At 63.8% G+C, this 12,043-nt stretch carries 7 protein-coding genes; 6 read left to right on the top strand and 1 reads right to left on the bottom strand.

Annotation, left to right across the window (positions count from 1 at the left end; translation table 11 throughout):
• Nucleotides 1–398: 398 nt before the first annotated feature.
• Both Ssi02_RS32070 and Ssi02_RS32065 read left to right on the top strand, forming a co-directional pair.
• Nucleotides 399–659: a hypothetical protein gene (locus Ssi02_RS32070; protein ID WP_204031314.1), complete on the top strand. Its 261-nt coding sequence runs from the start codon at nucleotides 399–401 to the stop codon at nucleotides 657–659.
• A 55-nt stretch (nucleotides 660–714) separates the two neighbouring features.
• Nucleotides 715–1,035 carry an integrase core domain-containing protein gene (locus Ssi02_RS32065; RefSeq protein WP_204031313.1) on the top strand — a complete coding sequence of 107 codons (321 nt, stop codon included), beginning with the start codon at nucleotides 715–717 and terminating at the stop codon, nucleotides 1,033–1,035.
• 594 nt (nucleotides 1,036–1,629) lie between these two features.
• On the opposite strand, the gene Ssi02_RS32060 is transcribed toward Ssi02_RS32065, so the two are convergent.
• Nucleotides 1,630–3,366, bottom strand: a complete 1,737-nt coding sequence (locus Ssi02_RS32060) for a DUF6119 family protein (protein ID WP_204031312.1) — start codon at nucleotides 3,364–3,366, stop codon at nucleotides 1,630–1,632.
• Between the two features lie 435 nt (nucleotides 3,367–3,801).
• On the opposite strand from Ssi02_RS32060, the gene Ssi02_RS32055 reads away from it, so the two are divergent.
• The 4 genes from Ssi02_RS32055 to Ssi02_RS32040 are packed head-to-tail and all read left to right on the top strand — an operon-like array spanning nucleotide 3,802 to nucleotide 12,018.
• Nucleotides 3,802–5,580: an N-6 DNA methylase gene (locus Ssi02_RS32055; protein WP_204031311.1), complete on the top strand. Its 1,779-nt coding sequence runs from the start codon at nucleotides 3,802–3,804 to the stop codon at nucleotides 5,578–5,580.
• Nucleotides 5,577–7,550, top strand: coding sequence for a type I restriction-modification system subunit M (locus Ssi02_RS32050; protein WP_307825839.1), 1,974 nt, complete (start codon nucleotides 5,577–5,579; stop codon nucleotides 7,548–7,550). Before Ssi02_RS32055 ends, Ssi02_RS32050 begins: the two co-directional genes overlap by 4 nt.
• The gene (locus Ssi02_RS32045) at nucleotides 7,547–8,881 is read left to right on the top strand and encodes a restriction endonuclease subunit S (protein ID WP_204031310.1); all 1,335 of its coding nucleotides are present in this window, start codon (nucleotides 7,547–7,549) and stop codon (nucleotides 8,879–8,881) included. The genes Ssi02_RS32050 and Ssi02_RS32045 overlap by 4 nt, the downstream gene beginning before the upstream one ends.
• A gap of 23 nt (nucleotides 8,882–8,904) precedes the next feature.
• Nucleotides 8,905–12,018, top strand: a complete 3,114-nt coding sequence (locus Ssi02_RS32040) for a type I restriction endonuclease subunit R (RefSeq protein ID WP_204031309.1) — start codon at nucleotides 8,905–8,907, stop codon at nucleotides 12,016–12,018.
• The last annotated feature ends 25 nt before the right edge of the window (nucleotides 12,019–12,043 follow it).

Genomic DNA, 12,043 nt, shown 5'->3' with positions numbered 1-12,043 from the left:
GTGGCTGCGACCATCTCGAGGTGCTGGTATCCCTGCTCTACCGATTGGTCCGGAGCCTGCTCGGCGTCCTTACGGTGTTGGTCCGCTCTGATCTGTCCAAGAACGTGGAACTGCTCGTGCTCCGTCACGAGAACAGGGTGCTGCGAGGTCAGGCTGGAAGCCGATCGCGGCTGTACCACCGCGACTGCCGATAACGTCCTCCGCTGCGCTGGCACGCTGATCTGGTGCGACGGCGGTGGACCTTCAAGTGCCGCAGACGGGGCCGGCCTCCCACCTGTTCTTCTATCCTCCATCCGAACCCTTGTCCTTCGCCTGGCGCGGGAGAATCCGTTGTGGGGCTATCGGCGGATCGCCGGAGAACTCGCGGGTCTGGGCCATCGAGTGGGTGCTTGTACGGTGTGGCTCATCTTGAAGAGAGCCGGGATCGATCCCGCGCGGCGACGCCGGGGCCGACCTGGGGCGAGTTCCTTCGAGCTCAAGCCTCGGGGATCTTGGCCTGCGATTTCTTTCACTGCGACACCGTGCTGTTCCGACGCCTGTACTGCCTGGTCGTCATGGAGATCAACATCCGCCGCGTACACATCCTCGGCGTCACCGACCACGTCACCGGGGGCATGGGCCACCCAATAGGCCAGAAACCTGATGATAAGGCCGGGTGATCGAGCACAGGGGCTCAGGTTCCTCATTCGCGATCGGGATACGAAGTTCACCGCCATGTTCGATGAGGTATTCACCAGTGAAGGCCTGCGCATCATCAATACGCTCCCTCGGGCCCCGCAGGCCAACGCGTTTGTCGAGCGATGGATCGGCGGTCTGCGCCGAGAACTCCTCGACCGGATCCTCATCGTCAACGCCCGACACCTCCAGCACGTACTGGCCGAGTACGAGACGCACTTCAACATGCATCGTCCCCACCGAGCCCTCGGCCAGGCCGCTCCGCTACGCGCCCCTCCTACCCCTGCCGAGGATGACGTCAAGGTCATCCGAAGTGATCGCCTTAGCGGCCTGATCCATGAATATGCGCAGGTCGCGTGAGGCGGCCGAGCTTCTGGCACCCAGAGGTATCGGGCTCGGCCTTCTCTTGCCCGTCCTGTTGGTCTGTTGTGGCCAGCGGTGCTTGAACGAACTACCGGTGTGCGCGGTGTGTGCTCGCGGGCATCCGGCGAGCAACCACGTGGGGTGATCTCGGTACAGCGAAGCCGTTTAGGCCGAGTTTTCGCAGTTCAGGTGGGTGGCAGGTGGTAGGCCGCCCGGGACTCGAACCCGGAACCTATGGATTAAAAGTCCACAGCATTAATGCCGGATCTTGCCAATCTATACGTCAATATACCGCCCTTAGTGCGAATGGCGCCCATCGAAATGTCTAAGAATGGCGTCCGGTGCCGTGCCGTATCGGATGCCGAAGAGCAACCAACGAGCAACCGTACGGCGCTTGCGCGAAATTGACCATCCGGTTTCGACGGTTTAAGGCGCCGGCTCGCGGAGCCGACGCCTATTCGGAGAAGAATCTCGGCGGCGGATTTTGTGATGGGCCATGCCTGGAATTGAGTCTTCCCTGAGTCAAGCCGCCTCGGTCCGCACCGCGATAGATTCTGAAGCCGTGGTGGCAGCGTGACAGGCCCGCGACTGTCAGGAAGACGAGTCGGCTTCTCCCCCCGGCGTGACCGTTCCGGTGGTCGAGGTTCGGGAGATGGAGACGATCTCCACGCGCACGCCCATCCCCTCCAGGGCGGTCACCGTGTGCAGCAGCGAGACCTTCGCGAAGGCGAACAGGGAGTTCGGGGTCAGCGGTACCCCGCCCTTGAGGAGGATGCCGTAGACCAGGGTCAGTGACCTGAAGGTCCTGTCCAGGGGGTGGCCTGGGGCGAGCTCGTCGACCTTGGCCAGGAACTTCCCCTGGGCATCGGTGTCGAAACGCAGGGTTTCCATGGCGACCCGGCCCTGCGCGAAGAGGTGGTTCAGTTCGGCGGTCGCTTTGGCCTTCTTCACGCAGATGAACTGACCGTCGGGCCCGAGGGTGTCGCAGATCTCGAGCCCGCCGCCGCGCAGGCGTGCCGTACGCACAGTGTTCTTGTCGAGCAGGACGTACCCAGCCTGGGTGGCGACCTGCTTGTTGTACCAGTCTTCGTTCTTGCCCTTGATCCAGGGCGGCATCGTGACCTTGGTGGAGTGGGCGAGGAGTTCGGTGATTCGCTGCTCGATGACCGCGAGGTACTCCGCGCCGATCTCATACCACCGCCGCTGCCAGTAGAAGTAGTGGCAACTTCCCTCCGACACTTCGGCGGTGAGCCAGTGGTCGGCGGGAACCTTGCTGCTGATCAGCTCGTGGCCCTCGGTGTCGGCGAACATCTGGATGCGTCCCTCGCGCAGGACCCGCAGGCGGCTACCCGACTCACAGGGCCGGACAGCTTCGATGAACTGGCGGACCTCGAGCTCGGTGTGGAACTGGGAGCGGCCCCTGAGGGTCACCTTGAAGGACTCTGCGAAGTCGTAGCGGTCCCGGCAGAGGCTGGGCACGGCGAGTGCGAGGAGTGCGTGCTCGTCTCCGCCGAGCATGGCGTCGAGGCGCTCGTCGAGGCGCTGAGCCTGCTCGGACTTCGGGGGAAGCGGCCGGACCTGGGCGATGAACTCGAACTCCGGCAGTGGGCTGGGCTGGGCGCAGACCTCCTCGATCCGCTGGAGGTCGTGCAGCAGAGAGGCAGGGGTGCTGCCAAGCGGCAGTTTCACCGAACGGTCGTTGCCCGTGATGTGCGCAGGCCGGGTGCGGTCCTTGGTGAAGGTGAGCGGAACGTTGACGATCTGGCCAGAGATCTGGCTGACGATCTCTCCGAACTGCTCGATGCCGAAGCCCCGGATGTGTTCCCCGCCGGTGGCGGAGTTCTCGTCGGTTCGGCCGCGCGCGTCCATGACCTGACGCCGGACCTTGGTGATGCGGTCGGCGTCCAGGCAGCGGATGGCGAGCTCGATCCCGAAACCCGGGTCGATCCAGGCCGGGTCGATCATCAGGTGGCCCATGCCGTAGGTGAGACCGTAGATCGCCTGCTCGGTGCGGACCAGGAGGAGGGCGAGGGTCGTCTGGTTCTCCTCGGCGATGGGGTGCCCGCTCAAGGCGCTGAGCGGGTCGCACCAATCGGCGGGACCGGGGGCGATCGTGCCGGTGATGAGGAGGCCGGAGATGCTCTCGTGATCGACCTCGCAGGCCTGGAAGCCTTCGCGGTCCAGGTAGCGGGAGAGAACGAACGTGCGGAGGTTCGTGTGTGTGCTCGGGTCCGCACTACGCAGGCGGTAGAGGGAGGTCTTGCGGGTGGTTGGCGGGGCTGCGGCCTTCGCGGCGGCGGCCGGGGTGTTGTGGTTCTCAGCGCTCATGCCAGTCCTCGTGTGAGGTGCAGGGACCTGAAGGTCCGGACAGATGGGGAGCAGGGGGCGCCTGGCGGCGTGGGCACGATGTGACACGTGCACCGGTTCTTGGGTGCGTTGTCGGTGCGGCCAAGGCCCCTGCACGGACGGACTGGGCCCCAGTCAGGGCCATGTCCTCTCGATACGATTCGGCGCTTCTAGCAGATGGTCCCCCGCGAGGGGGGACACACGTTTCACAGTCACGGATCGGCTGGCTGAGGACGACTCTGGCGGCCGGACAGGGCGGACAGCATCGCGCTCATCATCCGTGGCTCGCGGCGATTGACATGACGATCATCACTCTTGCAGGTAGCAACCTAGCACATCTTGTGAGCATCGATGCAAATGCTCACGAGTGCTCACAGTCTCATTGTTTCGGCCAGTGTTGCCCTGTATGGTTGCCGCATGGGCCTTGGCGAGCACGATGAGGTGACGGCGGCGGCGATCGCGCGGCTGGCCGGCGTTAGCCGTGCCGCCGTGGCGAACTGGCGCAAGCGCTACCCGGAGTTCCCTAAACCGGTCGGCGGTAGTGGGCACAGCCCCACGTTTTCTCTGGCAGAGGTCGAGGAGTGGCTGAAGGCGACAGGCAAGGGTGATCAGCTGGCGACGGCTGGGCAGACCGAGACCGGGACGCAACGCGTCGACAACCCTGACCAGTTCCCGAGCGATTTGCCCTACGCCTGGGAGAGATGCAGCCTCGATCGCCTGCAGGAGCCCGAACGGGGCGTTGCTGACTTGACCTCGGGTGAGTTGCTAGCCAGGGTCATGGCGTCACTGCTGCCGCATTCGACGGCTTCGGCCGGGCCGTCCAGCGGCTGGGAAGCGGATGTTCCCGTCGTGCTGGATCCGGCTTGCTCGGAGGCGACTCTGCTGCTGGCCGTCGCCGACCGCTTCGGCACCGAGGTCCGGCTGGCCGGGCAGGAGATTCAGTTGACTGCTACCGAGACGGCCGTGCAGAGGCTGAGCGAAAACCCTCTCGGCACGTTGTACGAAATCCACACGGGCGACTCCCTGCTGGAAAACCAGTTTTCCGGGTATCTGGGGGCGGTAGCGGCCGTCGTCTGCGAGCCACCCTTCGACCAACCACAGTGGCCCTCGGCCGAGCTGGCGACCGACCCGCGCTGGGATTTCGGCACCCCGGCCCCCCGAGATGGGGAACTGGCCTGGGTCCAGCACTGTTACGCGCACCTGCGCCCCCGCGGGGTGGCCGTCGTCGCGGTGACGCCGCGCACCTGCCTGCAACCGTCAGGGCAGCAGATCCGTGCGGCGCTGGTGCGCTCCGGCGTGTTGCGTGACGTGATCGCGCTGCCGAAGGGGATGGGCTCCGCCCCCGATACCGACGTCTACCTCTGGGTCCTGCAGCGGCCATACGGGCCTCCTGACCATCGAGAAGTTCGGATGGTCGACCTGTCGAGGTTGGGCGACGCCGCCGATGTCCCGTACGAGTTCGCCGCCTGGGAGCGACTGTTCGGCGAGGCCGACCCGACGGTCTCGCGCGCAGTCCCGCGCCTGGAGCTCCTCGACGGCGAGACGAACCTGCTGCCGTCCCGCTATGTCACTCCATGGGCCGAGGCAAGTACCGACGACTTCGCCCACGTCACCGATCGGCTGCACACCCTCTACCTACAGGCGGTCCAAGGTTTGCCGCGCTTCGCCGCGCCGACCGCGCCGACCCATCACTCGCACGTCACCCTCGGCGAGCTGGAACGCGCCGGGGTGCTGACCGTCAGAGCCCGTGACGACACCCCGCGTGCCGGGGACGTATTGCTGCGGACTCTCGGCCGCCCGCCGATCGTCGCGACCGGCACGGCCGCGGACGACACTGGTATCGCACAGATCGTCGAGATAGACCCCGCCCGCCTGGACGCATACTTCCTGGCGAGCTTCCTACGGGCCGACGCAGGAGCACTCCCCGCGGCCAACACCCTCGGCGCGCTTAACCGCGATGACCTGCGTCGTTGCCGCGTCCCACGGCTACCGCTTGCCGAGCAGCAACGGTACGGCTACGCGTTCCGCCACCTGCAGGAGCTCCAGGAGGTGCTCGCGGCCCTGGAGAGAGTGAGCACACATGTGATTGAACAAACCGTGTACGGACTGATCGCCGGCGTTCTGGCACCCGAGTACACACTGATGAAGAACACTGATGACACGCCTGCCGCTGACGAGGAGAAGAGAAAACTGTGACCTCGGGACCCAGTCATACCAAGATGGCGGCCGACATCTGGTCGGTAGCCGATCTACTGCGCGGCGACTACAAGCGCCACGAGTACGGCGGGGTAATTCTGCCGTTCACTCTGCTGCGCCGCCTCGACGCGGTGATGGCCCCGACTCGGCAAGCCGTACGCGACCGCGACGCTGCGCTCACCGTTCAGAACAAGCAGAAGGTGCTGGAGCTTGCGGCGAAGCTGCCGTTCTACAACACCTCCCTACAGGACTTCTCGACCATCGCGAGCGACCCGCAGAACGTCGCGAAGAACCTGCGAGACTACATCAACGGATTCTCCCCGAACGTCCGGACGATCCTGAGCCGGTTCGACCTGGACAACGAGATCACCCGCCTGGCGGGCGCGAAGATCCTCTACGCGGTAGTCGGGGAGTTCGCCACAATGCGCGACCTTGACCGGCTCAGCAACCACGACATGGGCTACGTCTTCGAGCACCTGATCCGGAAGTTCGCCGAAGACTCCAACGAAACCGCCGGTGAGCACTTCACTCCGCGCGAGGTCATCAAGTTGATGGTCAACTTGCTGATCGCCCCGGACAAGGACGCTCTCGCTGCGGACGGCCAGGTCATCAACGTCCTTGACCCGGCCTGCGGCACCGGCGGAATGCTGACCGCTGCCGAGGAGCACATCAAGTCGCTCAATCCGAACGCAACGGTCTACCTCTTCGGTCAGGAACTCAACGCGGAGTCGTGGGCGATCTGCCAGGCGGACATGCTCATGCGCGAGCAACGCGGCACCATCCATTTCGGCAACTCCTTCAGCGACGACGGTCACCGGGGCCGGGCGTTCGACTACATGCTGGCCAACCCGCCCTTCGGCGTGGAATGGAAGAAGGTCAAGGCTGCGGTCGAGGCTGAGGCTGAGCTTGGTCACGCTGGCCGCTTCGGCGCCGGGCTGCCGCGCATCAACGACGGCTCGTTCCTCTTCCTGCAGCACATGCTCGACAAGATGGACCCGGTCGAAGGCAAGGGCTCGCGCCTGGCGATCGTCTTCAATGGCTCCCCGCTCTTCACCGGTGCCGCCGAGTCCGGCGAGTCGAAGATTCGTCAGTGGATCTTGGAGAACGACTGGTTGGAGGGCATCGTCGCCCTGCCGGACCAGCTCTTCTACAACACTGGCATTTCCACCTACTTCTGGATCCTTTCCAACCGGAAGCCCGACGAACTGCGCGGCAAGGTTATCCTGCTCGACGCCCGCGACCAGTGGGAGAAGATGCGCAAGTCCCTCGGGGACAAGCGCAAGCAGATCACCGATATGCAGATCAAACACATCACCGAGCTGTACGTTGATGCGGTGAAGGTCGCGGCGGACGCCGGCCATCCGGGCCACGCCAAGGTGAAGGTCTTCGGCACCCGTGACTTCGGGTACCACCGCATCACCGTGGAGCGTCCACTCAAACTTCGCTTCGAGATCACCGAGGACACCCTGACCGCGCTCGGCAGCGCGAAAGCCCTGGCTAAGTGGGACGGGCGCGACGCGCTGGTCGAGGCACTGCGCGGCGTGATCGGCTCGATCTGGTGGACGAAGAAGGAAGCGACGAACGCCCTGCACCAGGCCGCCGTCGACCTCGGAGCCCGGTGGCCCAGCACCACCACTCTTTTGAAGGCGGTCTGGGGGGCCGTCGCGGTCTCCGACCCCGAAGGCGAGGTTCAGATGGACAAGGACGGCACCGTCCTGCCCGACCCGGACCTGCGCGACTACGAGAACATCCCGCTCGACGAAGACATCGAGGAATACTTCGCCCGCGAGGTCATTCCGCATGTCCCCGACGCCTGGATCGACCATGAGAAGACGAAGGTCGGCTACGAGATCCCCTTCACCCGGCACTTCTACGTCTACATCCCGCCCCGGCCGCTGGACGAGATCGACGCTGAGCTGCGCGAACTCGAGATGCAGATCCAGAAGCTGCTGGGGGAGGTGACGGGATGAGCGACGATATCGCGATCGAGGCCCTTGTTAACCGGACTCCCCCGAGCTGGGGGGCACTGCCGTTCAGGCGTCTGGCCATACTAGTCGATTCGGCAAATAAAGGGGGAAATGCAACCCTTCTTTCGCTGTCATCGAAGGGTGTTCTTGCTCCGCGCGAAGAGTTCGACGGGCTTGGACGTCAGGCTCCATCTAATGACACAGTCGAACGCTACTGGTTGGTCGAGCCGGGCGACCTGGTCGTTAATCCTATGTGGCTCGTAGGCGGTGGAATCGGGGTCTCGGAGACGGCAGGCGCAGTAAGTCCTGACTATCGGGTCTATTCTCTTGGGCCGGATCTCTATCCCAGATATATTCATCACCTGCTGCGGAGTCAGCCTTATCGAGACCAATACAAGCTCTACACGCGAGCAGACACAACTTTCGATCGACGCGTTTCGAAGATTGACTTCCATGCGATGCCGATTCTGGTTCCTCCCTTCGATGAGCAGAGGCGTATTGCCAACCTCCTCGACGCCGAGACAGCCCGAATCGATCAGCTGATGCGGCAGCGTCACCAACAACTGCTCCTTCTTGAAGAGAAGTACGCCGCAGCCATCTCGGAAATTCTCGTCCCTGGAGGGGCTTCCAATAATCCGAATCCTTTGTGGCCGTGGCTGCCCATATCGATTCGCACGGTCAGGCTTGGCTATATAGCCCGAGTTCGGTCAGGCGTAACCGTGCATAGCGCAAGAGAGAGGACTTCGGAAGACGCGGAGTATCCTTACCTTCGCGTAGCGAACGTTCAAGGGGAAAGGGTTGATCTGTCAGAGGTCAAGAAAATAACAATTCCTGCTTCCATGGCCCTGAAGTCGATGCTCCGTCCCGGCGACGTAGTCATGACCGAGGCGAACGGAAACCCAGACAATCTGGGACGCGGAGCCGTATGGAGTGGTGAGATCCCAGAAATGGTACACCAGAACCATATATTCGCCATTCGGGCAGATAGGAATAAAGTTGTTCCCGAGTACATATCGGCGCTACTGGCATCAGCCCACGGTCGGGGATATTTCCGGCTCACCTCGACGCAGGTCGGCATCGCTACGACCAGTAGTTCCAAAGTGCTGGATTTTCCCGTTCCGATAATGTCGCTTGAGGAGCAGCACTCAGCTGTAAGGCGTTGTCAGCAAGCGCGGCGCTCCACGAGTGGCGCCTCCGATGCACTTGCCCGGCAGCTCGCCCTCCTCTCCGAGCGCCGTGAGGCCTTCATCACCGCTGCCGTCACCGGACAGATTGATGTCACGACCGTGCGCGGAGTCGACACATCCGGTCTCTCCCCGATTGTCTCGGCATGATGGCTGGAGCGTATGGCGAGCGGATGTTTGAGGATCGGGTCGAGCAGGAACTGCTCGACCGTGGCTGGTCGCGGGCGCAGGGAACGTTCAACGTAGATTTGGGGCTCGACACCGGGGAGATGTTCCGCTTCATCGGAGCGACGCAGACGAAGAAGTGGGATCGCCTTGTTGGGTTCTACGGGGGTGACCAGACCGCGGCGCAGCGACAGTTCGCGCAGCGGGTGGCTGCAGAAGTCGACGCGCGCGGCGTGTTGGACGTGCTGCGGCAAGGGGTGCGGGACCGAGGAGTGCAGATCGACCTGGCGTACTTCCGGCCCGGTCACACCCTTGCCGCCGACGCCCTCGCGGAGTACGACGCGAATGTGCTGACTGTTGCCAGGCAGCTGCATTACAGCGTGCGGCACCCGAAGCGCTCGATTGATATGGCGCTTTTCGTCAATGGGCTCCCGACGGCAACAGTCGAGCTAAAGAACCCGAACACAATGCAGAACGCCGACCACGCCATCGCGCAGTACCGGCGGGACCGGGACCCGAACGACGTGTTCCTCTCCAAGCGGGCACTAGTCCACTTTGCGGTAGATCCAGATCGGGCCTTCATCACCACGCGGCTGCGCGGGGCCGACACGCAGTTCCTGCCATTCAACATCGGATCCAACGGCCCCGGCGTGTCCGGCGGGGCGGGGAACCCGGTGGCCAAGCCGGGGTCATACAGCGTGGACTACCTGTGGGGGGAGATCTGGCAGCGCGACAACTGGCTGGAGATCCTGCACAGGTTCGTGCATATCCAGGTGCCCGACCGTAGGGGCGTGAAGGAGAACCCGCACACCTTGCCAAAGGTGTTCCCGCGCTACCACCAGTGGCACGCTGTGCAGAAGATGGTCGACCACGCGCGGGAGCACGGGGCCGGGCATCATTACCTGATCCAACATTCGGCGGGCTCTGGGAAGTCGAACACGATCGCTTGGCTGTCACACCGGCTCTCGAATCTCTTCGACGCGAGCAACCAGCTCGTATTCGACAAGATCATTGTGATCACCGACCGGGTCGTGCTCGACCGCCAGTTGCAGAAGACCATCTTCCAGTTCGACCACACGCCCGGCGTCGTCAAGAAGATCGACGTGGACTCGACGCAGCTCGCGACCGCTCTCGGCGACGCCACCTCCAAGATCGTCATCAGTACCCTGCAGATGTATCCCTTCCTGCTGAAGAAGATCGTCGATATGGGGCTGGCGGGCAAGCGGTACGCCGTCATCATCGACGAGGCGCACTCCTCGCAGGGTGGGGAGTCAGCGATCCAGCTCAAGCAGGCGCTCGGGGTGAACGCGACGCCGCGGGAGGAGGACGAGGACGACGCGACGTACATGACGCGGGTGCGCGGCAGGCAGCCGAATTTGTCGTACTTCGCGTTCACTGCCACGCCGAAGTCGCCGACGCTAAAGCTGTTCGGAACCTTCGACCCCGAGCGGGCGAACCCTCGCACCGGCGAAGTCGGGATGTACGTCCCCTTCCACATCTACTCGATGCGGCAGGCCATCGACGAGGGGTACATCCTGGATGTGCTAGCCAACTACATCACCTACGACACGAAGTGGCGACTGCGGAACGCGGCCGTCGACCAAAACGAGTCCCAGATCGCCAACCCGGAGGTCGACGCCGGCAAGGCGAAGGCGCAGCTGGTCCGTCTCGCGGAACTGCACCCCAAGTCGCTGGAGCAGAAGGCCCGGCTGATCGTCGACGACTTCCGAGAAAACCTCGCCGGGCGCCTCGGCGGGCGAGCCAGGGCCATGGTGGTCACCAGCGGGCGGCAGCACGCGCTCGATCTGTACCAGGCGATCCGTAACTACGTCTCCCTGCGCGGATACACCGACTGCGGCACCCTTGTCGCGTTCTCCGGACAGCTGAAAGACGACGCCGGCCTGGAATTCACCGAGTCACAGCTCAACGGATTCCCCGAGGGGCAGCTGCCGGACCGGTTCGCCTACACCAAGGCCGATGATCCGCAGGCCGCCGCGCGTAACCAGGATGAATACCGCCTTCTGGTCGTCGCGGACAAGTACCAGACCGGGTTCGATCAGCCGCTGCTGTGCGGGATGTATGTCGACAAGCCGCTGACCGGGGTCACCGCGGTGCAGACGCTCTCCCGGCTGAACCGGATCCACCCGCTGAAGTCGCAGGACGACGTGCACATCCTGGACTTCGTCAACCAGGCCGCCGACATCCAGGCAGCGTTCTGGGACTGGTTCGAGACGACGATCACCGAGCCCAGCGATCCGAACCTGCTCTATACCAAGCAGCGCGAGGTGATGGAGTACGAACTGCTGGTCGCCTCGGAAATGGAGGCGTTCATCCGAGTCCTAGCGGCGGCCGGACCGGGCCGGTTGCCCGAGGCGGCCGAGCGGAAGCTTCACGCCGAGCTGCACGAATACCTCAAGCCCGCATTGGATCGCTTCGTCGCGCTGGACACCGACGACGAGCGGGAAGGTTTCCGGGTCGCGCTGCAGGACTACGTGCGCGCCTACAGCCTCATCGCGCAGATCGTCGACTGGGGCGACCGGGACCTCGAACGCCTCTACCAGTACGGCCGGATCCTGCTGATCCGGCTGCCCGGACGGCCCTCGACCTCCATCGACATCGGGGATGCGGACCTGAGTCATTTCCGGCTGGAGCACACCGGGCGGCACAACGTGTCGCTTTCAGCGGTCGGAGACCGGGCCGTTCGTGGCCACGCCGCTGACGGCGGCGGCTACCGAGAGCCGGAAGTCAAGCCGCTGTCGGAGGTGATCGAGGAGCTGAACGACCGGTTCGGCCTTGGCCTGGGCACCGCCGACCAGGTCCTGATCTACCAGCAGGTCGTCGGACTGGTCGAGGACACCGGGATGCAGCAGATCGCGCTGATGAACGACGAAGCCCGGTTTGGACAGGTTGCCGATGACCGGCTTGACGACATCGTCGCGGAGAACGCCGAACGTAACACCGCCTTCATGAAGCTGTATTTCGATAACAACGAGTTCCAGAAGGCGATAAAAGAGGCAGCCCGCAAGCGCGCTTACCGGATCATTACCGAACCCGCACGGGATGAGGCGCTGGCCAAGCTCCGCGCAGAAATGCAACGGGAAACTGGCGGCCTGGCCGGGTAGGAGTTCAGATCTCGAGATAGGGGTG

It is taken from the genome of Sinosporangium siamense (assembly GCF_016863435.1).
In the GTDB taxonomy this organism is placed as follows: Bacteria; Actinomycetota; Actinomycetes; order Streptosporangiales; family Streptosporangiaceae; genus Sinosporangium; species Sinosporangium siamense.
Note: the sequence above shows the minus strand (reverse complement) of the source record. Positions and strands in the feature narration are given on the sequence as shown.

What these genes read in the sequence shown, in the direction of transcription:
- Ssi02_RS32065 (WP_204031313.1), top strand. Translation starts at nt 715, where the DNA reads ATGTTCGATGAGGTATTCACCAGTGAAGGCCTGCGCATCATCAATACG.
- Ssi02_RS32060 (WP_204031312.1), bottom strand. Translation starts at nt 3,366, where the DNA reads ATGAGCGCTGAGAACCACAACACCCCGGCCGCCGCCGCGAAGGCCGCA.
- Ssi02_RS32055 (WP_204031311.1), top strand. Translation starts at nt 3,802, where the DNA reads ATGGGCCTTGGCGAGCACGATGAGGTGACGGCGGCGGCGATCGCGCGG.
- Ssi02_RS32045 (WP_204031310.1), top strand. Translation starts at nt 7,547, where the DNA reads ATGAGCGACGATATCGCGATCGAGGCCCTTGTTAACCGGACTCCCCCG.
- Ssi02_RS32040 (WP_204031309.1), top strand. Translation starts at nt 8,905, where the DNA reads ATGTTTGAGGATCGGGTCGAGCAGGAACTGCTCGACCGTGGCTGGTCG.